Here is a 23,056-nt window from a genome sequence, read left to right on the forward strand (position 1 = left end):
CATGAGCTTCGGCGCCGATGAAGAGATCCTTCAGGATTTCCTTGTAGAGGCCGGCGAAATTTTAGAGCAACTGTCCGAGCAACTGGTCGAGCTGGAAAGCCGCCCGGATGATGCGAACCTGCTCAATGCAATTTTTCGCGGTTTTCACACTGTAAAAGGGGGCGCCGGCTTCCTCCAGCTCCATGAGCTGGTGGAGTGCTGCCACATCGCCGAGAACGTGTTCGACATCCTGCGCAAGGGTGAGCGTCACGTTGATTCGGAATTGATGGACGTGATTCTCGAAGCCCTGGATGCGGTCAATGGCATGTTCAGCCAGGTCCGTGAACGCGCGCCGATCACGGCCGCCACGCCCGAGCTGCTGGCCGCCCTGGCGCGCTACGCAGAGCCTGCCGACACTTCGGCCGCGCCGGCGGTGGAAGCCGCCCCGGAACCGGAACCGGTTGCCGAACCTGAGCCGGATGTGACCGATAGCGAGTTCGAGCAACTGCTCAACTCCCTCAGCGCGGCGAAGGCCGAAGCCGAAGCTCCGGCGGCACCTGCTGCCGTGCCGACCAGCGAAGACATCACCGACGCCGAATTTGAATCCTTGCTCGACCAGTTGCATGGTAAGGGCCAGTTCGCCGCCGATGCCGTGGCGCCTGCTGCAGCTTCCGAAGCGCCTGCGGCCCCGGCCAGCACCGACATTACCGACGACGAATTCGAAGCGTTGCTCGACCAACTGCACGGCAAAGGCACGTTCGCGGCCGAAGCCCTGCCGGAAGTTGCCGCGACAGCGGCTGCGCCGACGGCTGCCAAGCCGCCTGTTACGCCGCCTGCCAGTGCGCAGCCAGCCGGCGACGGGCTGATTTCCGAGCACGAATTCGAAGCCTTGCTCGACGAATTGCACGGCAAGGGCAAGTTCAGTGAAGTACCCCCGGCGGCGGCTGCGACCGCTACCCCGGTAGCGGCGAAACCTGCACCTGCACCTGCTGCCGCCAAGCCGGCTCCTGCTGCTGCGCCGGCCGCTGCAGCGCCTGCACCGGCGCGTGCCGCCGCTGCACCAGTGGCCGAAAAGCCGGCCAGCGAAGCCGAAACCACGGTGCGCGTGGACACGGCGCGGCTGGACGACATCATGAACATGGTCGGCGAGCTGGTGTTGGTGCGTAACCGCCTGGTACGCCTGGGCCTGAGCAGTGGCGACGAGTCGATGCAGAAGGCCGTGTCGAACCTCGACGTGGTCACCGCCGACCTGCAGACCGCTGTGATGAAAACGCGGATGCAGCCGATCAAGAAAGTCTTCGGCCGCTTCCCGCGCCTGGTTCGTGACCTGGCGCGCCAGCTCAAGAAAGAGATCAACCTGGAGCTGGTGGGTGAAGAAACCGACCTCGACAAAAACCTGGTCGAGGCCCTGGCCGACCCGCTGGTCCACTTGGTGCGCAACGCAGTCGACCACGGCGTCGAAACCCCTGAAGAACGTGAAGCCTCGGGCAAGTCCCGTGGCGGCAAGGTGATTCTGGCGGCCGAGCAAGAAGGCGACCATATCCTGTTGTCGATCACCGATGACGGCAAGGGCATGGACCCGACCATCCTGCGCAACATCGCGGTCAAGCGCGGTGTGATGGACAAGGATGCCGCCGACCGCCTGACCGACACCGAGTGCTACAACCTGATCTTCGCCCCGGGCTTCTCGACCAAGACCGAGATTTCCGACGTGTCTGGTCGTGGCGTCGGCATGGACGTGGTGAAGACCAAGATCAGCCAGCTCAACGGCTCGATCAATATCTACTCGACCAAGGGCCAGGGCTCGAAGATCGTGATCAAGGTGCCGTTGACCTTGGCGATCATGCCGACCCTGATGGTGATGCTGGGCAACCAGGCGTTCGCGTTCCCGCTGGTCAACGTCAACGAGATCTTCCACCTCGACCTGTCGCGCACCAATGTGGTGGATGGCCAGGAAGTGGTGATCGTGCGTGACAAGGCGCTGCCGCTGTTCTACCTCAAGCGCTGGCTGGTTGCGTCGGCTGCCCATGAAGAGCAGCGCGAAGGCCACGTGGTGATCCTGTCCGTGGGCACCCAGCGTATCGGCTTTGTGGTCGATCAACTGGTGGGCCAGGAAGAAGTGGTCATCAAGCCTTTGGGCAAAATGCTGCAGGGAACCCCGGGCATGTCGGGTGCGACCATCACCGGTGACGGTCGGATCGCGCTGATTCTCGATGTTCCGAGCATGCTCAAGCGTTACGCCGCTCGGCGTATTTGATTCTGGTGGGGTTGGGCAATCGTGCCCGCCCCACCTAACGGAGTGTTTATGGCAGTCAAGGTCCTGGTGGTGGACGATTCGGGTTTCTTCCGCCGCCGCGTCTCGGAAATTCTTTCCGCCGATCCAACCATTCAGGTGGTCGGCACGGCCACCAACGGTAAAGAGGCGATTGATCAGGCCATTGCGTTGAAGCCGGACGTGATCACCATGGACTACGAGATGCCGATGATGGATGGCATCACGGCAGTTCGCCACATCATGCAACGCTGCCCGACCCCGGTATTGATGTTCTCGTCGCTGACCCATGAAGGTGCCCGGGTAACCCTGGATGCGCTGGACGCGGGTGCGGTGGACTTCCTGCCGAAGAATTTCGAAGACATCTCGCGCAACCCCGAGAAGGTCAAGCAGATGCTGTGCGAGAAGGTGCACAGCATTTCCCGCAGCAACCGCCGCAGCCTGTTCAGCACGCCTGCACCTGCACCAGTGGCGGCACCTGCGCCGACCAGTTCCTCCTTCGCGCGTCCTGCGCCTGCGCCAGTGGCGCGGCCCGCTGTGGCTCCCGTCCGTGCTTCGGCGCCGAGCGCTCATTCGCCCGCGCCCAAGCGCAAAGCCTACAAGCTAGTAGCTATCGGTACCTCAACCGGCGGCCCGGTCGCCCTGCAACGCGTATTGACCCAACTGCCGGCCAACTTCCCGGCGCCGATCGTGCTGGTGCAGCATATGCCCGCCGCGTTTACCAAAGCCTTCGCCGAACGCCTGGACAAGCTGTGCCGCATCAGCGTCAAGGAAGCCGAAGACGGCGACATCCTGCGTCCTGGCCTGGCGTTGCTGGCGCCGGGTGGCAAGCAGATGATGGTGGATGGCCGTGGCGCGGTGAAAATCCTGCCGGGCGATGAACGCCTTAACTACAAGCCGTGCGTGGATATCACCTTCGGTTCGGCGGCCAAGTCCTACGGCGACAAAGTTCTGGCGGTGGTGCTCACCGGCATGGGCGCCGACGGTCGTGAAGGCGCACGCCTGCTCAAGCAGGGGGGCAGCACGGTCTGGGCCCAGGATGAGGCCAGCTGCGTGATCTATGGCATGCCCATGGCCATCGTCAAGGCCGACCTGGCCGACGCCGTGTACAGCCTGGACGACATCGGCAAGCATCTGGCGGAGGCCTGCCTCTGATGGATGTGTTGAGCTTGATCGGTATCACCCTGGCGTTTGTCGCGATCATCGGCGGCAACTTCCTCGAAGGCGGCCACCTCGGCGCCTTGGCCAACGGCCCGGCGGCGTTGATCGTGATCGGCGGCACCGTGGGCGCAGCCTTGCTGCAATCGCCCCTGAGCTCGTTCAAGCGTGCCATGCAGATTCTGGTGTGGATCATTTTTCCACCGCGTATCGACCTGCTCGGTGGCATCGATCGTGTGGTCAACTGGAGCCTCACCGCGCGCAAGGAGGGCCTGCTGGGTCTGGAAGGCGTGGCCGATGCCGAGCCCGACAGCTACGCACGCAAAGGCTTGCAGCTGCTGGTGGACGGCGCCGAGCCGGAAGCGATCCGCAGCATCCTCGAAGTGGATTTCTACACACAGGAAAGCCGTGACATCAACGCGGCCAAAGTCTTTGAAAGCATGGGCGGCTACGCGCCGACCATTGGCATCATCGGTGCGGTGATGGGCCTGATTCACGTCATGGGCAACCTGGCCGATCCGTCGCAATTGGGCAGCGGCATTGCCGTGGCATTTGTCGCCACCATCTATGGCGTGGCCAGTGCCAACCTGGTGCTGTTGCCGGTGGCCAGCAAGCTCAAGTCGATCGCCATGCGTCAGTCACGTTACCGGGAGATGCTGCTGGAAGGTTTGCTGTCGATTGCCGAGGGCGAGAACCCGCGCTCCATCGAATTGAAGCTCCAGGGCTTCATGGATTGATGGCGATGGCTATCAACCTGTGGCGAGCGAGCTTGCTCGCGCTGGGCTGCGAAGCAGCCCCAATACAGCCTACCTATTTCTTCAGATGGAGCGCGTCGCCTGGTTTTGGGGCCGCTTCGCGTCCCAGCGCGAGCAAGCTCGCTCGCCACAATCACAATGAAGCGGTCAATCTTGGTCAGAGAGGTGTCTGCCTGTGAGCCGTCGCCGTCGCGAGCCTGAAGAACACGTCAATCATGAGCGCTGGCTGGTGTCCTACGCGGACTTCATCACCTTGCTGTTCGCGTTTTTCGTGGTGATGTATTCCATCTCGTCGATCAACGAAGGCAAGTACAAGGTCATTTCCCAGGCGCTGATCGGGGTGTTCAACGACACCGACCGTTCGATCAAGCCGATCCCCATCGGTGATGAACGACCCAAGACCGTGACCCCGGCCAAGCCGCTGGTCAACGACAGCGATGAAGTCGCCGCCGGTATCGGCGGCACCAGCGACCCGCTCAAAAGCATCGCCGACGATATCAGCGCCGCGTTCGGTGACCTGATCAAGTCCAACCAGATGACCGTGCGCGGCAATGAGCTGTGGGTGGAGATCGAGCTCAATTCCAGCCTGCTGTTCGCTAGCGCCGATGCCATGCCCAGCGATCAGGCGTTCACCATCATCGACAAGGTGGCGGCGATTCTCAAACCGTTTGAAAACCCGATCCATGTCGAAGGCTTTACCGACAATTTCCCCATCAACACCGCACAGTACCCGACCAACTGGGAGCTCTCATCCGCCCGCGCCGCCAGTATCGTGCGCATGCTGGCGATGCAGGGTGTGAACCCTGAGCGCCTGGCGTCGGTGGGCTATGGTGAATTCCAGCCGGTGGCCAATAATGCGACTGCCGAAGGCCGCGCACGTAACCGCCGTGTGGTATTGGTGGTGTCGCGCAACCTCGATGTACGCCGTAGCCTGACGGGTACGGGAACGGCTAATGCAACACCGGATGCGGCATTGAGGCGGGCTGGCACACAAACTGCACCGCCTGTGGTCAAGCCGCCGGTTCGGCAGGGGAGCGTCAATTCCCCGTCACTGGCTCAATAACTGATGCAATGTCTCGGTCGCGCTTTTGCCCACCGGGAGGAACCAACCGAATGAGAGTCTGGGCAGTTGCCAATCAAAAGGGTGGAGTCGGCAAGACCACCACCTCCATCGCCTTAGCCGGCTTGCTGGCCGAAGCGGGCAAGCGTGTGGTCGTGGTCGACCTCGACCCCCATGGCTCCATGACCAGCTATTTCGGCTACGACCCGGATGCGCTGGAGCACAGTTGCTACGACCTGTTCCTGCACAAGGGCAGCGTACCCAGCGACTTGCCGGGGCAATTGCTGCTGCCCACCAGTAACGAAAGCATTTCCCTGCTGCCCTCCAGCACCGCGCTGGCGACCCTTGAGCGCCAGTCGCCGGGGCAGAGCGGGCTGGGCCTGGTGATCGCCAAGACCCTGGCGCAGCTGTGGCAGGACTTCGACTACGCCATTATCGACAGCCCGCCGTTGCTCGGCGTGCTGATGGTCAACGCCTTGGCGGCCAGCCAGCAACTGGTGATCCCGGTGCAGACCGAGCACTTGGCCGTCAAAGGCCTGGAGCGCATGGTCAGCACCCTGGCGATGATCAACCGCTCGCGTAAACAGGCGCTGCCGTTCTGCATTGTGCCGACCTTGTTCGACCGCCGTACCCAAGCGTCCCTCGGCACCTTGCGGGTATTACGCGATGCCTACCCGGACACCATCTGGAATGGCTACATCCCGGTCGACACGCGCTTGCGTGACGCCAGCCGCGCGGGCCTGACGCCCTCGCAGTTCGATGGCAAAAGCCGTGGCGTGCTGGCTTATCGTGCGTTGCTCAAGCACCTGCTGGCCCAGCAGCTTGTAGCGCAGGTGGCTTGATGAACCGTCCTGTCAAACTCAAGACCCGGCCGCAATTGGCACTGGAGTCCTACCTGGACGCCTTGCTGCAGGATGCGACCGAGGAACCTTCGCCGGAACCGGTGCTGGAACTTGAACCGGCCATCGCCGCAGACACTATGCTGGATGAATTCCAGCTGGCCGTATTGGAAGAGCAGGCGCGTGACGCTCATGTCGTGGTCGCCCCTGTGGTGGTGCCGGTCGTGGCGGCAGTGCCGGTTGTGGCGCCGGTCGAGCCGGTCGTGGTTGAGCCCGTTGCAGATGTGCACCTGCCACCGAGCATCACACCGCCGCCGGACACCGGTGACGGCCGCCCATACTGGGCCGCCGAGCCCTTCGAATGCCTGTTATTCGATGTCGCCGGGCTGACCCTGGCGGTGCCGTTGGTGTGCCTGGGTTCGATCTATTCTCTGGAAGGCCAGGAACTGACACCGTTGTTCGGGCAACCGGATTGGTTCCTCGGCATCCTGCCCAGCCAGGCCGGTAATCTTAAAGTGCTGGATACCGCCCGTTGGGTGATGCCCGATCGCTACCGCGACGATTTTCGCCAGGGCTTGCAATACGTGATCTCGGTGCAGGGCTACGAATGGGGGTTGGCGGTGCATCAAGTCAGCCGCTCGTTGCGCCTGGACCCGAACGAAATCAAATGGCGCAGCCACCGTGGCCAACGACCCTGGCTGGCAGGCACCGTGATCGAACATATGTGCGCATTGCTCGACGTCGCCGAACTGGCCGAATTGATCGCCAGCGGTGCCGTCAAGTCGATGCCTGCGCACCCGCGCAGTTGATTGAACAATAAGGCCCGCATGCGAATGCGGTTAGCGAAGCACACACGCCGGTTGAGCCGGCATTGAAGGGGTTCTAAGCATGAACAAATCAGCGTCCGCACAAGGTTCGGAAGATCCAATCCTGCAATGGGTTACCTTCAAACTGGACAACGAAACCTACGGTATCAACGTGATGCGCGTGCAGGAAGTGCTGCGCTACACCGAGATCGCTCCGGTTCCGGGGGCGCCAAGCTATGTGCTGGGCATCATCAACCTGCGCGGCAACGTGGTGACGGTGATCGACACCCGCCAGCGTTTTGGCCTGGACACGGTCGAAGTCAGCGACAACACGCGTATCGTGATCATCGAAGCCGACAAGCAAGTGGTCGGGATCATGGTCGACAGCGTGGCGGAAGTGGTTTACCTGCGCCAATCGGAAGTGGAAACCGCGCCGAACGTGGGCAATGAAGAATCCGCCAAGTTTATCCAGGGCGTATGCAACAAGAACAACGAGCTGCTGATTCTGGTTGAGCTGGACAAGATGATGAGCGAAGAAGAATGGTCGGAACTGGAGAGCATCTGATTGTTCTTCGAGGCGGCGGTGATTGTCCTGGCCCTGTTGTGGGCCGGGACTTTGGCTTTCCTGCTGCGCTACCTGCGCCAGCAACGGGAATTGGCCCAGCAGCAGGCTGAGCGCGATGCCTTGCGTGACCGACGCATCATCGATCTGGTCAAGCGTGTTGATCACTTCCAGCAAACGACGGTGAAGGTGGGGGATGAGGTGCATGAACTGCGCGCCATCCTCGGGCCATTGCCGGACAAGCTGGCGCAGATTGAACAGCGCGACCCGACGAGCTTGTCGTTCGCCCAGGCGGCGAAGTTGGTCGGCATGGGCGCTACGGTGGATGAGCTGACGCAGTCGTGTGGGTTGACCCAGGCGGAGGCGCAGTTGATGAGCAAACTTCACAAGAGCTGAAGCCTGTGGGAGGGGGCTTGCTCCCGATTGCAGTGGGTCAGGCACCCGATTCATCCACTGGCCCACCCTTATCGGCAGCCCCCCTCGTACAGTGTCGCTGTTCGGGCCCCAAAGAATTAATTTCCCTCACCCAATGACTTTTTCCCCCTCACCGAATGTCCACATCCTTCAGGAACCCTCAACCCCTGGAGTCACCCACCCATGACCAGCCCCAAAGCTCTATTGATCCTTCACGGCAAACAAGCCTTGAACGAGGACGTGCGCGCGGCCGTACAGGCTCGGCGCGAGCAGGGTGATGAGTTGGCCGTGCGGGTCACATGGGAAGGCGGCGACGCCCAACGCCTGGTCAATGAAGCCCTGGCTGACGGCTACACCCACATCATCGCCGGTGGCGGCGACGGTACGCTGCGTGACGTCGCCGAAGCCATGGCCCGGGCCAAGACCGACGCCAGCCTGGTCCTGATGCCCCTGGGCACCGCCAACGACTTCGCCCGCGCCGCCGGCGTGCCGCTGGAACCTGCACAGGCATTGGCACTGCTGGACGTGCCACCTCGGGCCATCGACCTCGGCCAGGCCGGCGGGCAAATCTTCCTCAACATGGCCACTGGCGGCTTCGGCAGCCAGGTCACCGCCAATACCTCGGAAGACCTGAAAAAGGTCCTGGGCGGCGCCGCCTACCTGTTCACCGGCCTGACCCGATTCAGCGAATTGAAGGCGGCCTATGGTGAGCTGGAAGGCCCCGGCTTTCACTGGAAAGGTGATCTGCTCGCGCTCGGTATCGGCAACGGTCGCCAAGCGGGCGGTGGGCATGTGTTGTGCCCGGGCGCGTTGGCCGATGATGGCTTGCTGGATATCAGCATTCTGCCGGCGCCCCAGGAAGTGGTCGGCACTTTGCTGACCCTGATGAGTGACGGCTGGGGCCTGGACAATATGTTTGTGCGGGCACGCTTGCCCTGGGTCGAAATCAAGGTGGCCGAAGGGTTGTACATCAACCTGGATGGCGAACCGCTGCAGGGCGACGATTTGCGCTTCAGTGCGTTGCCCAAGGCCTTGCGCGTGCACTTGCCGCTGGGCTCGCCCCTAGTCGTCCAGGCTGATGATCTGCTCGCGAACGGCGAATAACACCAGGCCGGCGACGTCGTAGATCTGCAGGCGCTTCATGATCTGCGAGCGATGGGCTTCCACCGTCTTGATGCTCAAGCCCAGCCCCTGGGCGATTTCCCGGGTAGATTTACCGCGCACGATCAAGCGCAGGATCTCCAGCTGGCGTGCCGTGAGGGTGTGGTTGTGGGCGACGGGAGAGGACGGCCCCTGGCTGCGGATCAATGCCTGGTTGATCACGGTGTGGGCAATGGCGGGACTCAGGTAGCGCTCATTGTTGCGCAGGGCCAGCAAGGCGTGTTCCAGCTCGTTGGCCGTGGTGTCCTTGAGCAGATAGCCGTGGGCGCCGGACTCCAGCGCGCGCATGATCAACTCGGGGTCGGTGTGCATCGACAGGATCAGCACCTTGCTCTTGGGGTAGGCCGCCTTGAGCTGCTGCAAGGCATCCAGGCCACCGGTGTGTTTCATCGACAGGTCCAGCAGCACGATGTCCGGCTGCAAGGTGCTGAAGGCCTCCAGCACTTGCGCGCCATCGTCGGCTTCGCCAATCACGGTGTAGCCGGGGATATCCTGGACCAGCGCGCGCACGCCGGCCCGGATCAGAGCGTGGTCATCCACCAGGAGTAGTGTGCAAGTCACTCAAGAGCCTTAGGGGCGCTGGCCCGTTCGAGGGCGCGGGGCGCCCAGGGGAAAAGTGCGTCGATCCGTGTGCCCTGGCCGGGTTGGCTGTTGACGGACAAAGAGCCTCCCAGTTGATCGATCCGTTCGACCATGCCGGCCATGCCCCGCTGGCCCATCAGGCCCGGGTTGGGCGCGGGTGAAAAGCCACGGCCGTCATCGCAGATCATCAGCGACAAGCCTTCGGGCAGGCGCTGCAGGCGCACCCGCAGGTTCTGCGCCTGGGCGTGGCGGAGCATGTTGGTCACCGCTTCCTGGGTGATGCGAAAGGCGGCCACGGCCATTTCTTCGGGGATGCCGGTCAACCGTTGCTGGCATTCCAGGCTCCAGTGGATCGGGGTGTTTTCCAGGGTCTTGAGCAGGTGCGCGCGCAGGCTGGCTTCCAGGCCCAGGCTGGCCAACTGGCGCGGGTTGAGAATCGCCGATACGTCACGCACTTTGGCCAGGGTCTCATTCAGGGTATTGCACAGCACCGTGCATTGGCTTTGCAGGTCGTCCGGCAGTCGGCGCTTGAGCCATTCGCTTTGCAGTTTGGCGGCGGTCAGCAATTGGCCGATGTCATCGTGCAGGTCGCGGCTGAGCCGGTGGCGTTCGTTTTCCTGGACTTGCAGCAGGCGGTCGGCCAGTTCCTGGGGCTGGAACTTGATGGATTTGCGCGAGTGCCATTGCTGCACGCCCACCACGATCAAGGTGATGAGGTTGAGCAGAAGGATCGAGAGCGGCAGGGGGGCGTTGTGGCTATAGGCCCACAGGCTGACCAGCAACGAGCACAGGCACAAGGCGAGGACCAGGCGGCGGGCATTGCTGCGGGACACGGACCTTGTGATGAGTGACTTGAGGCTGGCGTACATAGCGGATGGAGCCAATGAAGGTTCGCTGCGGGAAAGCCGGTCATGGGGGGTGACAGGCCTTTGTTTGGAATACGGTGCCGAATCGTTTTTGGACATGATGAAGTTGAGTCACTTCGAGCGGGGCATAGTACCACCACTATTACCGTCGGTCGCCTGGCGCCTCGCTCGATTGGCTTATTAACCAAGCCAATACCCTGAGTGGTAATCCCAGAGTTCAAAGTGAGTGAGTAGTTGTATTAATGAACCGGGTTGCAGACATGGCTAATTGATATATCGGCCGCGCAAGATCGCCTCGACCGACTAACCCAAGGTCGTTTTTAGATAACTAACCGATTAAATACGACCTGGTCATTGCTCAAACCGTGTGGTGCAAACGTGATTGTGGCTTATTGCCGAAGTCTTTTTGTGGGATTTGCAAGGTGACCGTCGCAATCAGCGTTGTTTGTTCGCTTTCATCCAGCGCCAGTTCGCCGGTGCGCGTGTCGATCAACTCCAGTTGCCAGGCCAGCAGCGTCAGGCAGTCGTGCAGGGCGTCCAGTGCCTGATCATGCAATTGCATGGGGTTCACGGCGTTGGCAATCAGGCATTGCAGATGCCTGGAGAATTCACTGATCGCCTGCAATGCCAGGCCTTCGGCTTTTTCCGCCAGCTTGGCGAGGCTGGCTTTCATGCAGTCGATGGCATCGCTGTCGTTGCGAATCAAATGCAGGTGGCTCAAGCACTCTTCCGATTTGGCCAGCAGCATTTCGGCTTCCAGCAGGAACTCGGGAAGTGTGGTTTGCCATTCGTTTGCGCTATTCATCATGTAAGTCTCCGCAACATAAGGTCGGGTGATGAGATGTCGCACCGGGTGAATGGCGTAAAACTACTGCTGAAATATGACTGGAATCTGTAGGTCGGTTCTGAGATTGCAGTAGGAACGTTATTGAATTGACCACAAAAGCCGCGCGTGGCCCTCGCTGTCCGGGGCGATTGCACAACTTTAGTTGCCGCCGACAGAGTGCCTGGAAGACCCGTGGGATGTGGGCTTGGTGTGGCAAACAAAAGCCTGACTCCATTCATGCAATGAGAATGGCGTCACATTAATGGCTATTAGATATCGCGAATATCAGGTTGGACCTGATTGTGTATAGGGGAATCCCTTATACGATGGAACCCTACGTCGATTCGGGTGTCGCGCGACGTTGCGGCAATGCCGGATGAAGGCGCAATTCAGTAAACCATGATGTCAGTGTGACATCAACTGATTTACGTGGCATTTTACTGGGGTCAAGGTCTGGCGATTGCCGCCGATAACTAGTCTTAACTGAGTTGCACAATTTCTCAGCGTGAATTCAACGCGCACATCAGGAGCTTTTAATGGCCGGCATTCTCGACACCGTAGATCAACGCACGCAGCTGGTGGGTGAGAATCGCCTGGAGATTCTCATGTTTCGCCTGGCCGGGCGGCAGTTGTTCGCGATCAATGTGTTCAAGGTGCAGGAAGTCCTGCAACTGCCCAAGCTGACCCTGATGCCCCAGCGCCATCCATTCGTGTGCGGCGTGGTCAACCTGCGTGGCCAGACCCTGCCGGTGATCGACTTGTCCCAGGCCATCGGCATGCGTCCGCTGGTGCCAGGGCCCGACAGCACCATTATCGTCACCGAGTACAACCGCTCGGTACAGGCGTTCCTGGTGGGGGGCGTGGACCGTATCGTCAACATGAACTGGGAAGCCATCCTGCCACCACCGACCAGCGCCGGCCGTCAGCATTACCTGACCGCCATCAGTAAGGTCGATGATCAGTTGGTGGAAATCATCGACGTGGAAAAAGTCCTCGCCGAGATCGTGCCGTATAACGCCAAGGTCTCCCGGGAAAAACTCGAAGACCCGGTGCTGGAACGCGCCCGTGGTCGCGAAGTACTGCTGGTGGATGACTCCAATGTCGCCCTGGCGCAACTGCGCGACACCCTCGGGCAGCTCGGCGTGAAGATGCACATCGCCAGCGACGGCCTCAAGGCACTGAATATGCTCAAGACCTGGGCCGACAGCGGCCAGGTGATGACCGACAAACTGCTGATGATCTTCACCGACGCCGAAATGCCCGAGATGGACGGCTATCGCCTGACCACCGAGATCCGCAACGATCCACGCTTGCGCGGGCTCTATGTGGTGCTGCACACCTCGCTGTCGGGCAGCTTCAACGAGTCGATGGTCAAGAAGGTCGGCTGCGACAACTTTCTGTCCAAGTTCCAGCCGGACAAACTGGTGGACGTAGTCCGCCAACGCCTGACGCTGGATCTGTAGTGAGCGGGCTTGCCCCGCGCTGGGGGGCGCAGCCGCCCCAAATCCAGGCACCTCGGTTTTTCTGATACACCGCGGCGTCCCTGTTGGGGCGGCTGCGCCCCCCAGCGCGGGGCGAGCCCGCTCACTACAAGGGGGTTTTGATTCTGGGGGCCTGCTCGTATAGGGTGGCGCTTTATCCTCCAGGAAAGCAGGCTCATGCTTCGTCTCAGCGCGTTGTACCGTTACCCTTTGAAGTCCGGCAAGGCCGAGGTCTTGCAGCGGATCGGCCTGGATAAACTGGGGCTGGAAGGGGACCGACGCTGGATGCTGGTGGACGAGGCCAGTGGGCGTTTCCTGACGCAACGGGCGGTGGCGAAGATGAGCCAGCTATCGGCGCTGTGGAACGCAGCCGGTGGCTTGACCCTCAGCACCCCAGGCTTTGCGTCGCTTGAGGTGGCCTTGCCCGGCAGTGACGCCGAGTTGCGCGGCGTGACCATCTGGCGCGATACCTTGCGCGTGCCGGATGCCGGGGATGCGGCCGCCGCCTGGGTCAGTGAGTTTATCGGCAAGCCCACGCGGCTGGTGCAGATGCCGCTGGCCCGCGCCCGTACCACCGAGGCGGGGTTCGGCAACGACGACGATCAAGTGGCGTTTGCCGACGGCTACCCGCTGTTGCTGATCGGCCAGGGCTCTCTGGACGATCTTTCGCGGCACGTTGGCCGCCCGATGGAGATGCTGCGTTTTCGTCCCAACCTGGTGATCGAAGGGGGGGAAGCCTTTGCCGAAGACGGCTGGAAGCGCCTGCGCATTGGCGACATCGAGTTGCGCGTGGTCAAACCGTGTTCACGCTGCATTCTCACCACGATCGACCCCGCCACCGGCGAGCGTAGTGCCGACCGCGAACCTTTCGCCACGCTCGATAGCTATCGCAAGACGGAAAGTGGCGCGATGTTCGGCCAGAACCTGGTCAACGATGGCATCGGCTATCTCGAAGTCGGCATGCCGGTCACGATCCTGGAATAAAAAATGCCCGTCTCCTGCGAGACGGGCATTTTTTTGTCGGGCTGAAACTCAGCCGCGGTATTCGCACAGGTAAGCGGTGTCCACCGCGACCTTCAGCTGGAACTTGCTGTTGGCCGGTACGTTGAACTGGCTGCCGGCGGCGAAGGTTTCCCACTCGCTGGCTTCCGGCAGTTTGACGGTCAGTGCGCCGGATACCACGTGCATGATTTCACGCTGGGCGGTGCCGAACTCGTATTCACCCGGGGCCATCACGCCGATAGTCGCCGGACCCTCTGCGGTGCCGAAAGCGATCGACTTGACGGTGCCGTCGAAGTACTCATTGACTTTAAACATGGGTGAATCCTCGGAAAAAGGGTCTGGAAAGGTCGGCCAGTATGCCCAAGCCCGGAGGAGCTGCCTAGACCGGCAAAATCAACGGCAGCAGGCGCGCGGTGTTGCGTGCATCTTCCAGCGCGCGATGTTGCTGGCCATGGAACTGCATCCCCGCCAATTGCAGGGCGCCATTGAGCCCCAGCGGCTTGTCCAGGCGCCGGGCCTTGGCGAAGCGCTGCTTGAGATTGACGTGGGTCGTTTGCGCCAGGACGCTGGTCAGGTCATTGCGCTGCCATTCCAGTTCCAGTTGCACACGATCGTAGTCGCCCCAGCTGGCCCAGCCTTCCAGGCGTGTCTGATGCTGGCCCAGCCAGCGCTCGAACAGTGGCCACACCTCGCTGAGCGGGGCGGCAGCATCGATATTGGCCTGGGTGATATGGGTCAGTTGGCGGCAGAAGGGCGTCAGCAAGGGGCGACGCAGCGGCCGCACAAAGCGCTGGAAATGATCCAGTTCACGGCCCTGGCGGTTGACCAGGCTGGCGCCGATCTCGATGACTTCCATCTCCGTCACGGGCCAGCCGCCTTCATCCGTTGTGGCTTCAAGGTCAATAATCAGCCAATGAGGCATCGCGCAGGTTCCCGTACTCTTTGTTTCCTGATGGGGATAGAGCGTAGCGTGACCTTGTAGTTCCGCGCTGTTTTTTCATCGAGGCCCAGGGCTGCCGCTATTCGATCTCCAGCAGCACTTGGCGATTGCGCACCTGATCGCCGGTCATCACCTGCACGCCTTTGATGACCCCATCGATGCCGGCGGTGAGCGGATGCTCCATTTTCATCGCTTCGAGCACCAGCAGCAGTTGGCCTTTGGTGACGGTTTGCCCGGCGCTCACGCGGATGTCGACAATGGCACCGTCCATCGGCGCTTTGACCGTGCCGCTGCCGGCGCTCGTCTGGCGGCCGGCGACTGGCTGGGTGCAGTGGGTAATGCTGAGACCCGGCAGCCATAACCGGGTGCCCTCAAGGTGGTAGGCGACACGTCGGCGAATGCCGTCGAGTTCCAGGGTGGCATACCCGCCATCGGTGCTGAGTTGCAGGGGGGCGGCACTGACGTTGTGGATTTCACCGTTGACCTCCAGGCGGCAGGCCCAAGGCGCACTGGCGCTGGGATTGTTGCTCCAGCCCGCCAGAGCCGGTGCATGCGCACTGGCGCTGTGTTGATAAAACAGCGCGGCGGCCAGCGCGAGTTGTTCTTTTGTCGCGGCCTGAGGCGGGACTTCGCTGAAGTGCTCGGCGATAAAGCCGGTACTGAAATCGCCTGCGATAAAATCCGGATGCTTGAGCAGGTCGGCCAGCAACCGTTGGTTGGTGGTCACGCCCAGCAGCAGGGTGTCTTGCACTGCGCGCAGCAGCTTGCGTCGGGCCTCTTCACGGGTAGTGCCGTGGGCGATGATCTTGCCGAGCATCGCATCATAGAACGGGCTGATGCGCTGGCCTTGCAATACGCCGTGGTCAGTCCGCACACCGGCGGCCGGCTCCCAGCGCAGCACATCTCCGGTTTGCGGCATAAAGTCCTGGGCCGGGTCTTCGGCATACAGGCGCACTTCCATGGCGTGGCCGCTCAGGCGCACATCGGCCTGTTTCAGCGGCAGCGGGTCGCCGGCGGCGATTTTCAACTGCCAGTCCACCAGATCCAGGCCTGTGATCAGTTCAGTGACCGGGTGTTCCACCTGCAGGCGGGTGTTCATTTCGAGGAAGTAGAACCGGCCGTCGCGGTCGAGCAAAAATTCCACGGTGCCCGCACCCACGTAATTCACCGCGCGCCCGGCCTTGAGGGCGGCTTCGCCCATGGCCTGGCGCAACACGGGCGTCATGATGGGGCAGGGGGCTTCTTCGATGACTTTCTGGTGACGGCGTTGGATCGAGCAGTCGCGCTCGCCCAGGTAGATGAGGTTGCCGTGTTGGTCGCCGAACAGTTGGATCTCGACGTGGCGCGGGTCGATCAACGCTTGTTCGAGGATCAGTTCGTCGCTGCCAAACGCGTTTTTGGCTTCGGAGCGGGCGGTGTGCAGATTCTCCAGCAGGGCGTCGGCATCCTGCGCAAGGCGCATGCCACGCCCGCCGCCGCCGGCGCTGGCTTTGATCATCAGCGGGTAGCCGATGCGGTTGGCTTGCTGTTGTAGCGTGGCGTTGTCTTGTTGCTCGCCTTGGTAGCCCGCAACACAGGGCACACCGGCGTCGAGCATGGCGAGTTTGGACAGGCGTTTGCTGCCCATCAGTTCGATGGCCTCGACGCTGGGGCCGATGAAGGTCAAGCCGGCCTCCAGGCAGGCTTTGGCGAATCGGGCGTTTTCGGAGAGGAAGCCGTAGCCGGGGTGGACGGCGTCGGCGCCGGTTTTCCTGGCGGCATCGAGAATGGCCGGGATGTCCAGGTAGGACTGTTGTACGGGCGCGGGGCCGATGTTGACGGCTTCGTCGGCCATCTGGACGTGCAGTGCCTCGGCGTCGGCGTCGCTGTAGACGGCCACGGTGCGGTAGCCCAGGGCTTGGGCGGTGCGCTGGATACGGCAGGCGATCTCACCGCGGTTGGCGATCAGGATTTTGCTGAATGCGGGCATTGAGTTGTCCCTTGGTTGATGGGGGGCGGTTCGGGCCTCATCGGGAGCAAGCCCCATTGTTGAAATGCATTCCAACGGTGGGAGGGGGCTTGCTCCCGATGGCATCATTTGCACCACTCAGGCTGACGCTTTTGCACAAAGGCCTGTGTCCCCTCGATCCCTTCCTCCCCCCTGAAGGCCTCGGCAAACCACTGTGCCCCCCGATCCAATACGTTCTCGAGCGGCTCATCCACGCTGGCCAGCAACAGCGCCTTGGTCCGTCCATTCGCCCCGGGTGCGCACTTGAGCACCTCGCCCAACACCTCATCCAGGCGCTGCGCCAGGGCCTGCGGATCCGTCTCGACAAAATGCACCACGCCCAACCGCTCAGCTTGCACCCCATCAAACCGCGCCGCCGTCAGCGCCAATCGGCGTGCCTGGGTCAGCCCGATTCGCTTGACCACAAACGTCGCTATCTGCGCCGGCAGCAGGCCCAGGCGGGTCTCCGGCAAGCCGAACTGCGCCTGATGATCGGCAATCGCGATATCACTCACACACGCCAAGCCAAACCCGCCACCCAGCACCGCGCCTTGCAACACCACGATCACCACCTGCGGCAGCGCTTCAACTTGCTGCAACAGCGTGCCGAACGCCCGATTCAATGCCTGTAACTGATCGCCGGCGTGGAGCATATCCTTCACATCCGCGCCGGCACAGAAATGCCCGCCGACGCCTGTGATCACCAACGCCCGTATCTGGCTGTCCAGCCCTGCCAGCACCGTGCGCAGTTCATTGACCATTTCCAGGCTCATCGCATTGCGGCATTCGGGTCGGTTGAGGGTGATGTGCAGCACGCCGTGATGTGCTTCGAGCAACAGGGTGTTCATGACTTTTTACCGGGTAAGGTGCCCATCAGTTTGCAGAGGATGCCCAGCATGATTTCATCGGCCCCGCCGCCGATCGACACCAGCCGCACGTCGCGGTAGGCGCGGGCCACCGGGTTGTCCCACATGTAGCCCATGCCGCCCCAGTATTGCAGGCAACTGTCGCTGACCTCGCGCCCCAGGCGCCCGGCCTTGAGCTTGGCCATGGAGGCCAGGCGCGTGACGTCCTGGCCTTTGATGTATTGCTCGGTGGCCTGGTACACCAGGGCGCGCAGGCATTCGATTTCGGTGGCCAATTCAGCCAGGCGAAAGTGGATCACCTGGTTGTCGATCAGCGCCTTGCCGAACGTCTGGCGCTCCTTGCAGTAGTCGATCGTGCTGTCGATGCAGTACTCCAGGCCCTTGATCATATTGGCCGCGCCAAACAGGCGTTCTTCCTGGAATTGCAGCATCTGCATCATGAAGCCCGCGCCTTCGTGGCCGATACGGTTACGCTGGGGCACGCGCACGTCATCGAAGAACACCTGCGCGGTCTCGGAACTGTGCATGCCGAGTTTTTCCAGGGGCGGGCTGACACGGATGCCGGGCGTGTTCATCGGCACCATGATCAGCGACTTGTTGATGTGCGGTTTGTCGTCGGAGGTGTTGGCCAGCAGGCAGATAAAGTCGGCGCTGGGGGAGTTGGTGATCCACATTTTGCTGCCGTTGATCACATAGTCGCCGTCGTCCTTGCGCGCATGGGTTTTCAACCCGGCCACATCGGAGCCGGCGCCGGTTTCCGAGACGCCGATACAGCCCACTTGTTCGCCGCTGATGGCTGGCCGGAGGAACTCGTCGCGCAATTCATCGGAGCCGAAGCGGGCGAGGGCCGGGGTGCACATATCGGTTTGCACGCCAATGGACATGGGAATACCGCCGCAACGAATGGTGCCGAATTCTTCGGCGGCGACAATCGAATAGCTGTAGTCCAGGCCCATGCCGCCGAATGCCTCAGGCTTGGAAATGCCCAGCAGGCCCAGCTCGCCGGCTTTGCGAAAGATGTGGTGGATGGGAAAGCGCCCGGCTTTTTCCCATTCATCCACATACGGGTTGATCTCGCGGTCGACAAAGGCACGGACGGTGCGGCGCAGTTCCTGGTGTTCCTGGGTGAAGATCATTGTTGTTGTTCTCCTGTTAGAAACGCGCCACGCCAAAACTGTTGGGCTGCAACTGCCTGACCTCGGCTTCGTGGCAGATATCCAGCAGCAACCCCAGCAACGTGCGCGTATCGCGGGGGTCTATCAGCCCGTCATCCCACAGGTTGGCACTGCCATACAGCGCAGTGGACTGGCTGTCGAGTTTCTGTGCGGTGACCTGTTCCAGCATGTCCAGCACCTTGGGGTCGGGCACCAGGCCGTCTTTCAGTTGTTTGGCTTCGGTGACGATGCGCAACACCTTGCCGGCCTGCGCGCCGCCCATCACCGCCGTGCGGCTGTTGGGCCAGGCGAAGATGAACCGTGGGTCCAGGCCGCGACCGCACATCGCGTAGTTGCCGGCACCGTAGGAGCCGCCGACCACAATCGTGAGTTTAGGCACCCGCGCCGTCGCCACGGCCTGGATCATCTTCGCGCCATGCTTGATCACGCCTTGCTGCTCCGATTCGGTGCCGACCATGAAACCGGTGGTGTTGTGCAGGAACAGCAGCGGCGTGCGGCTCTGGTCGCATAGCTGGATAAACTGCGCGGCTTTGCTGGCCCCCTTGGGCGTGATCGGGCCGTTGTTGCCGATCACGCCCAGCGCACGGCCCTGGATGTGCAAGTGGCCGCACACGGTGTGGGCATCGAACTCGCCCTTGAATTCGAGGAAGGCGGAGCCGTCTGCCAGGCGCGCGAGGATTTCACGCACGTCGTAGGGCTTTTTCGGGTCATCGGGGATCAACCCCAGCAGTTCGTCGATGGGATACAACGGTTCTGTGTAAGGCCGCTTCGGGGCGGGCGGCAGTCGGTCATTCCAGGGCAGCAGGGCGACGATTTCGCGCACGATACGCACGCCGTCCGCATCATTTTCCGCCAGGTACTCCGCCGTGCCGGCGGTTTGCGCATGCATTTGCGCACCGCCCAAGGCTTCATCGGTCGCCACTTCGCCGGTGGCGGCCTTGAGCAGAGGCGGCCCTGCGAGGAACAGCTTGGCGTTGCCGCGCACGACCACCACGTAATCCGACAACCCGGGCTGATAGGCCCCACCCGCCGTGGCGGAGCCATGCACCACGGTGATCTGCGGCAAGCCCATGGCCGACATGCGTGCCTGATTGGCAAAGCTGCGGGCGCCTTCGACAAAAATCTCGGCGGCATAGTTGAGGTTCGCGCCGCCACTTTCCGCCAGGGTCACCACCGGCAGTTTGTTCTCCATGGCGATCTGTTGCAGGCGCAGGGATTTCTTCAGGCCCGTGGGGGAAATGGTCCCGCCCTTGATCGCACTGTTATTGGCCACCACCAGCATGCGCACGCCACTGACGTAGCCGATGCCGGCGATCAAGCCACCGCCGGCGGCGCTGCCGTCCTTGTCATCGTGGAGTTTGTAGCCGGCCAGGCTCGCCAGTTCAAGGAACGGTGCGCCGGGGTCCAGCAGCAGGTTGAGGCGTTCGCGGGGCAGCAGTTGGTTGCGCCGTTCGAACTTGGGTTTGGCCTCCTGCGCTTTGCTCAGCAACTGCTGTTGCAGTTGGTGCAGTTGTTGAAGGCTGGTCAACAGGGCTTCGCGGTTTTGCGCGAATTGCGGGCTATGGACGTCGATCTGGGTTTCGATCACCGGCATGGTGTTATTGCTCCGCCTTGAGCACATCGGGCACAGACGCACGATGGAAACCATTGAACGGCGCGCTGGGTGGCTGCGCCTTGTGCAGCGGCCAGGCGCGGCTACCCAGGCTGGCGGCGCCGTCGATGCGCAGGGTGCTGCCGCTGATAAAGGCCGCGGCGGGGCTGAGCAGGAACACAATGGCGGCGCTGACCTCCGACTCGGTGCCGATGCGCTTGAGCGGCACCTGTTCGCGCAACGTCGGGATCACCGCCTTGAACGCGCCTTCGTAAGTGTCCATGCCGCTGGAGGCAATCCAGCCCGGCGCCACGGCATTGACCCGCACACCGGCATAACCCCATTCGAACGCGGCGGTCTTGGTGAAGTTGTCCATGCCCGAGCGGGCCGCTCCGGAGTGACCCATGCCAGGCATGCCGCCCCACATGTCGGCGAGCATGTTGACGATGGCGCCGCCGTGCTGGCTCATGGATTGGTTGAACACTTCACGGGCCATCAGGAAGCCGCCGACCAGGTTGGTACGCAGTACGGTTTCAAAACCTTTCTGGTTGATCGAGGCCAGTGGCGATGGGTACTGGCCGCCGGCGTTATTCACCAGCCCGTGGATCGGCCCGTGCTCGCCGATGAGCTGGCTGACGAGTGCTTTGACCGCCGCTTCATCGCGAATATCGCACGCCTGCCAGTAGGCGTTGCCACCGTCCTGGGCTATCTCCGCCGCTACTGCCTGGAGTTTTTCCGGTTTGCGCCCCACGAGTATTACCTGGGCGCCCAGGGCCGCCAGTTCATGGGCGGTGCAGCGGCCAATACCGCTGCCGCCTCCCGTGACAATCACGGTTTGCCCTTGGAACAGGTTGGCTTTGAAGATCGAGTCGAAGGCCACGGCAACGGTCCTTTAGCGAAGTTGATCGGCAATGTGCTGCGGCACGGCAATGGGGATTTCCAGCAGTTGCTGGGCAAACGCCTTGCCTTGCGGGTCGATGCGCAGGCTGGCGATACCACCGCCGCCCAGGGCGTTTTCCAGCAGGAAATTCAGGCTGTGGCTGCCGGGCAAATACCAGCGCTCGACGCGGCCATGCAGGGGATCGAGCACATGGCTCATCCAATCGACGATCACTTCCGGGGTCAGCGCTTCGGCGATCCACGGCAGGTACTCGGGGTCGCGGGCGATCACGCCGATGTTGCTGTGGTTGCCCTTGTCCCCGGAGCGCGCTACGGCGAGTTTCACCAGCGGTACGCTGGCATCTGCGCGGCCTTGAGGCTTGGGTGGATCAAGCGGTGCGGCCGGCGTGGCGAGCGCATGCACGGGCGGTAACGCGCAGGCGTGGCGATGACCTTGGCATTCGACCAGCGGCTCACACGCGGTTTTGTCGACCAGGAACGAAAACAGACGGATCAACGGGTAGACCGAAGGTCGCCCACCGACGATGCCGGTCAGGCCCGGTGCCATGCCGGTCGCCGCCTGGGCGATTTCACGGGCGAACAGCAGCAATGCCTGCTTGTTCGGGTGGCGCACGGCGAGTTTCACCACCACTTCGCGGCTGTCGTGGCGTTGGGCGTGGGCGCCGTAGGTGGCTTCGCTGCCCAGCAGTTCGATATTCACATCGGTGTAGGGCCCCCAACCGCGCTGGCTGAACAGCTCCGACGTCTTGTTGATGATTGCCTGGCTGACGCGCTCGGCCTTGGCCACCGCATCGATCCCGGCCAGCAGGCAACTGGCGGTACAGCGAAAGCCATCCAGGTAAGTGGCGCTGACTTTGTACTGCGCAGTCGGCGGCAAGCCCTTGGCGCCGTGCAGGCGTACGCAGTTTTTGCCCTGTTGCTGCAAGCGCACCTGGCTGAAATCGCAGATCACATCAGGCAACAGGTACGCACGCGGGTCGCCGATTTCATATAGCAGTTGCTCGGCCACGCTGAGTTCACTGATCAATCCGCCCGTACCCTCGACTTTGTTCACGGTGAACTGGCCGTCGGCGCTCACCTCGACGATGGGGAAGCCGATGTGTTCGTAGTCCGGCACGTCGCGCCAATCGGTGAAGTTGCCGCCGGTGCACTGTGCGCCGCATTCGATAATGTGCCCGGCCAGGGCGGCTTGGGCCAGGCGGTCATAGTCCTGCCAGGACCAGCCGAACTCATGCACCAGTGCGGCACTGACCACGGCGCTGTCGACCACCCGGCCGGTGATGACGATATCGGCACCCAGCGCCAGCGCCTGGACGATGCCGGGAGCGCCGAGATAAGCGTTGGCGGACACGCAGGCCGGCGGCAGCGGCGCGCCGTTGAACAGGTCGGTGACGCCGTGCAGTTGCTTGAGCCGGGGTTGCAGGTCGTCGCCCAGCAGCACGGCGATTTTCAGCGGCAGCCGGGCTTCATCGCAGGCCGCCTGGAGCGCCGCAGCGCAGGCTTGTGGATGGATGCCCCCGGCGTTGCTGATCACGCGGATGCCCTGGCGCCGGATCTCGGCCAACAATGGCGTGAGCACCTCGACGAAGTCGGTGGCGTAGCCGGCCTGGGGATCTTTCAAGCGCGCCCCGGCGAGGATCGACATTGTGACTTCCGCCAGGTAGTCGAACACCAGGTAGTCCAGCGTGCCGCCATGCACCAACTGGGCGGCAGCCGTGGTGGTATCGCCCCAGAAAGCGCTGGCGCAGCCGATACGAACCGTCTTGCTCATGAGAAATCCTTCCTCGAATGGCTGTTGTCGAGACTACCAAGCAAGCGCTTGGTTTGTAAACTC

At 62.2% G+C, this 23,056-nt stretch carries 22 protein-coding genes; 11 read left to right on the forward strand and 11 right to left on the reverse strand.

Features of this window, described 5'->3' with window-relative positions; translation table 11 throughout:
- The first annotated feature begins 1 nt into the window (after nt 1).
- The 9 genes from C9383_RS00215 to yegS all read left to right on the forward strand — a co-directional run bounded on the left by C9383_RS00215 (nt 2) and on the right by yegS (nt 8,949).
- Nucleotides 2-2,236, forward strand: a complete 2,235-nt coding sequence (locus C9383_RS00215) for a chemotaxis protein CheA (RefSeq protein WP_090369536.1) — start codon at nt 2-4, stop codon at nt 2,234-2,236.
- A 48-nt stretch (nt 2,237-2,284) separates the two neighbouring features.
- A complete protein-coding gene (locus C9383_RS00220) occupies nt 2,285-3,406 on the forward strand; it encodes a protein-glutamate methylesterase/protein-glutamine glutaminase (RefSeq protein WP_090369538.1) in 1,122 nt (373 codons plus the stop codon).
- Nucleotides 3,406-4,146 carry a flagellar motor protein gene (locus C9383_RS00225; RefSeq protein WP_060756015.1) on the forward strand — a complete coding sequence of 247 codons (741 nt, stop codon included), beginning with the start codon at nt 3,406-3,408 and terminating at the stop codon, nt 4,144-4,146. Before C9383_RS00220 ends, C9383_RS00225 begins: the two co-directional genes overlap by 1 nt.
- A gap of 193 nt (nt 4,147-4,339) precedes the next feature.
- Complete coding sequence (gene motD / locus C9383_RS00235) at nt 4,340-5,227, forward strand: flagellar motor protein MotD (RefSeq protein WP_060756014.1); 888 nt, start codon at nt 4,340-4,342, stop codon at nt 5,225-5,227.
- Nucleotides 5,228-5,277: 50 nt separating this feature from the next.
- Nucleotides 5,278-6,066 (forward strand): ParA family protein, encoded by a 789-nt coding sequence (locus C9383_RS00240; RefSeq protein ID WP_060756013.1) that lies wholly within the window; start codon nt 5,278-5,280, stop codon nt 6,064-6,066.
- On the forward strand, nt 6,066-6,872 hold the full coding sequence (locus C9383_RS00245; RefSeq protein WP_090369540.1) for a CheW domain-containing protein: 807 nt from the start codon (nt 6,066-6,068) through the stop codon (nt 6,870-6,872). Before C9383_RS00240 ends, C9383_RS00245 begins: the two co-directional genes overlap by 1 nt.
- A 79-nt stretch (nt 6,873-6,951) precedes the next feature.
- Nucleotides 6,952-7,434 (forward strand): chemotaxis protein CheW, encoded by a 483-nt coding sequence (locus C9383_RS00250; protein ID WP_060756011.1) that lies wholly within the window; start codon nt 6,952-6,954, stop codon nt 7,432-7,434.
- Nucleotides 7,435-7,827 carry a DUF2802 domain-containing protein gene (locus tag C9383_RS00255; RefSeq protein ID WP_060756010.1) on the forward strand — a complete coding sequence of 131 codons (393 nt, stop codon included), beginning with the start codon at nt 7,435-7,437 and terminating at the stop codon, nt 7,825-7,827.
- A 201-nt stretch (nt 7,828-8,028) separates the two neighbouring features.
- Complete coding sequence (gene yegS / locus C9383_RS00260) at nt 8,029-8,949, forward strand: lipid kinase YegS (protein ID WP_090369542.1); 921 nt, start codon at nt 8,029-8,031, stop codon at nt 8,947-8,949.
- On the opposite strand, the gene C9383_RS00265 is transcribed toward yegS, so the two are convergent.
- The 3 genes from C9383_RS00265 to C9383_RS00275 form a co-directional block, all read right to left on the reverse strand.
- Nucleotides 8,908-9,567 carry a response regulator transcription factor gene (locus C9383_RS00265; protein WP_090369544.1) on the reverse strand — a complete coding sequence of 220 codons (660 nt, stop codon included), beginning with the start codon at nt 9,565-9,567 and terminating at the stop codon, nt 8,908-8,910. The genes yegS and C9383_RS00265 overlap by 42 nt on opposite strands.
- Nucleotides 9,564-10,457, reverse strand: a complete 894-nt coding sequence (locus tag C9383_RS00270) for a sensor histidine kinase (protein ID WP_060756007.1) — start codon at nt 10,455-10,457, stop codon at nt 9,564-9,566. Before C9383_RS00270 ends, C9383_RS00265 begins: the two co-directional genes overlap by 4 nt.
- Nucleotides 10,458-10,812: 355 nt before the next feature.
- Nucleotides 10,813-11,262, reverse strand: a complete 450-nt coding sequence (locus C9383_RS00275) for a hypothetical protein (RefSeq protein WP_174554034.1) — start codon at nt 11,260-11,262, stop codon at nt 10,813-10,815.
- 554 nt (nt 11,263-11,816) lie between these two features.
- Between C9383_RS00275 and C9383_RS00280 the strand changes: the two genes are divergently transcribed.
- Both C9383_RS00280 and C9383_RS00285 read left to right on the forward strand, forming a co-directional pair.
- Nucleotides 11,817-12,743 (forward strand): chemotaxis protein CheV, encoded by a 927-nt coding sequence (locus C9383_RS00280; protein WP_060756006.1) that lies wholly within the window; start codon nt 11,817-11,819, stop codon nt 12,741-12,743.
- A 195-nt stretch (nt 12,744-12,938) separates the two neighbouring features.
- Nucleotides 12,939-13,745 carry an MOSC domain-containing protein gene (locus tag C9383_RS00285; protein WP_090369547.1) on the forward strand — a complete coding sequence of 269 codons (807 nt, stop codon included), beginning with the start codon at nt 12,939-12,941 and terminating at the stop codon, nt 13,743-13,745.
- Nucleotides 13,746-13,793: 48 nt separating this feature from the next.
- Here C9383_RS00285 and ppnP read toward each other — a convergent pair whose 3' ends face one another.
- The 8 genes from ppnP to C9383_RS00325 all read right to left on the reverse strand — a co-directional run bounded on the left by ppnP (nt 13,794) and on the right by C9383_RS00325 (nt 22,993).
- Nucleotides 13,794-14,078, reverse strand: a complete 285-nt coding sequence (ppnP, locus tag C9383_RS00290; protein ID WP_060756004.1) for a pyrimidine/purine nucleoside phosphorylase — start codon at nt 14,076-14,078, stop codon at nt 13,794-13,796.
- 64 nt (nt 14,079-14,142) lie between these two features.
- Nucleotides 14,143-14,685, reverse strand: a complete 543-nt coding sequence (locus C9383_RS00295) for a 3'-5' exonuclease (RefSeq protein WP_060756003.1) — start codon at nt 14,683-14,685, stop codon at nt 14,143-14,145.
- 97 nt (nt 14,686-14,782) lie between these two features.
- Nucleotides 14,783-16,672 carry an acetyl-CoA carboxylase biotin carboxylase subunit gene (locus C9383_RS00300; RefSeq protein WP_090369549.1) on the reverse strand — a complete coding sequence of 630 codons (1,890 nt, stop codon included), beginning with the start codon at nt 16,670-16,672 and terminating at the stop codon, nt 14,783-14,785.
- 104 nt (nt 16,673-16,776) lie between these two features.
- Nucleotides 16,777-17,538 (reverse strand): enoyl-CoA hydratase/isomerase family protein, encoded by a 762-nt coding sequence (locus C9383_RS00305; RefSeq protein WP_090369551.1) that lies wholly within the window; start codon nt 17,536-17,538, stop codon nt 16,777-16,779.
- Nucleotides 17,535-18,692, reverse strand: coding sequence for a citronellyl-CoA dehydrogenase (atuD, locus tag C9383_RS00310; protein ID WP_090369552.1), 1,158 nt, complete (start codon nt 18,690-18,692; stop codon nt 17,535-17,537). The genes C9383_RS00305 and atuD overlap by 4 nt, the downstream gene beginning before the upstream one ends.
- Nucleotides 18,693-18,708: 16 nt before the next feature.
- A complete protein-coding gene (locus C9383_RS00315) occupies nt 18,709-20,325 on the reverse strand; it encodes an acyl-CoA carboxylase subunit beta (protein WP_090369554.1) in 1,617 nt (538 codons plus the stop codon).
- A 4-nt stretch (nt 20,326-20,329) separates the two neighbouring features.
- Complete coding sequence (locus C9383_RS00320; protein WP_090369556.1) at nt 20,330-21,202, reverse strand: SDR family oxidoreductase; 873 nt, start codon at nt 21,200-21,202, stop codon at nt 20,330-20,332.
- A 12-nt stretch (nt 21,203-21,214) separates the two neighbouring features.
- Nucleotides 21,215-22,993 (reverse strand): acyclic terpene utilization AtuA family protein, encoded by a 1,779-nt coding sequence (locus C9383_RS00325; RefSeq protein ID WP_090369558.1) that lies wholly within the window; start codon nt 22,991-22,993, stop codon nt 21,215-21,217.
- Nucleotides 22,994-23,056 lie beyond the last annotated feature (63 nt).

This window comes from Pseudomonas palleroniana, assembly GCF_003031675.1.
In the GTDB taxonomy this organism is placed as follows: Bacteria; Pseudomonadota; Gammaproteobacteria; order Pseudomonadales; family Pseudomonadaceae; genus Aquipseudomonas; species Aquipseudomonas palleroniana.

Excerpts from the sequence above, each read along its gene's own strand:
- C9383_RS00215 (WP_090369536.1), top strand. The coding sequence starts at position 2 with ATGAGCTTCGGCGCCGATGAAGAGATCCTTCAGGATTTCCTTGTAGAG.
- C9383_RS00220 (WP_090369538.1), top strand. The coding sequence starts at position 2,285 with ATGGCAGTCAAGGTCCTGGTGGTGGACGATTCGGGTTTCTTCCGCCGC.
- C9383_RS00225 (WP_060756015.1), top strand. The coding sequence starts at position 3,406 with ATGGATGTGTTGAGCTTGATCGGTATCACCCTGGCGTTTGTCGCGATC.
- C9383_RS00240 (WP_060756013.1), top strand. The coding sequence starts at position 5,278 with ATGAGAGTCTGGGCAGTTGCCAATCAAAAGGGTGGAGTCGGCAAGACC.
- C9383_RS00245 (WP_090369540.1), top strand. The coding sequence starts at position 6,066 with ATGAACCGTCCTGTCAAACTCAAGACCCGGCCGCAATTGGCACTGGAG.
- C9383_RS00250 (WP_060756011.1), top strand. The coding sequence starts at position 6,952 with ATGAACAAATCAGCGTCCGCACAAGGTTCGGAAGATCCAATCCTGCAA.
- yegS (WP_090369542.1), top strand. The coding sequence starts at position 8,029 with ATGACCAGCCCCAAAGCTCTATTGATCCTTCACGGCAAACAAGCCTTG.
- C9383_RS00270 (WP_060756007.1), bottom strand. The coding sequence starts at position 10,457 with ATGTACGCCAGCCTCAAGTCACTCATCACAAGGTCCGTGTCCCGCAGC.
- C9383_RS00275 (WP_174554034.1), bottom strand. The coding sequence starts at position 11,262 with ATGATGAATAGCGCAAACGAATGGCAAACCACACTTCCCGAGTTCCTG.
- C9383_RS00280 (WP_060756006.1), top strand. The coding sequence starts at position 11,817 with ATGGCCGGCATTCTCGACACCGTAGATCAACGCACGCAGCTGGTGGGT.
- C9383_RS00285 (WP_090369547.1), top strand. The coding sequence starts at position 12,939 with ATGCTTCGTCTCAGCGCGTTGTACCGTTACCCTTTGAAGTCCGGCAAG.
- ppnP (WP_060756004.1), bottom strand. The coding sequence starts at position 14,078 with ATGTTTAAAGTCAATGAGTACTTCGACGGCACCGTCAAGTCGATCGCT.
- C9383_RS00295 (WP_060756003.1), bottom strand. The coding sequence starts at position 14,685 with ATGCCTCATTGGCTGATTATTGACCTTGAAGCCACAACGGATGAAGGC.
- C9383_RS00300 (WP_090369549.1), bottom strand. The coding sequence starts at position 16,672 with ATGCCCGCATTCAGCAAAATCCTGATCGCCAACCGCGGTGAGATCGCC.
- C9383_RS00305 (WP_090369551.1), bottom strand. The coding sequence starts at position 17,538 with ATGAACACCCTGTTGCTCGAAGCACATCACGGCGTGCTGCACATCACC.
- atuD (WP_090369552.1), bottom strand. The coding sequence starts at position 18,692 with ATGATCTTCACCCAGGAACACCAGGAACTGCGCCGCACCGTCCGTGCC.
- C9383_RS00315 (WP_090369554.1), bottom strand. The coding sequence starts at position 20,325 with ATGCCGGTGATCGAAACCCAGATCGACGTCCATAGCCCGCAATTCGCG.
- C9383_RS00325 (WP_090369558.1), bottom strand. The coding sequence starts at position 22,993 with ATGAGCAAGACGGTTCGTATCGGCTGCGCCAGCGCTTTCTGGGGCGAT.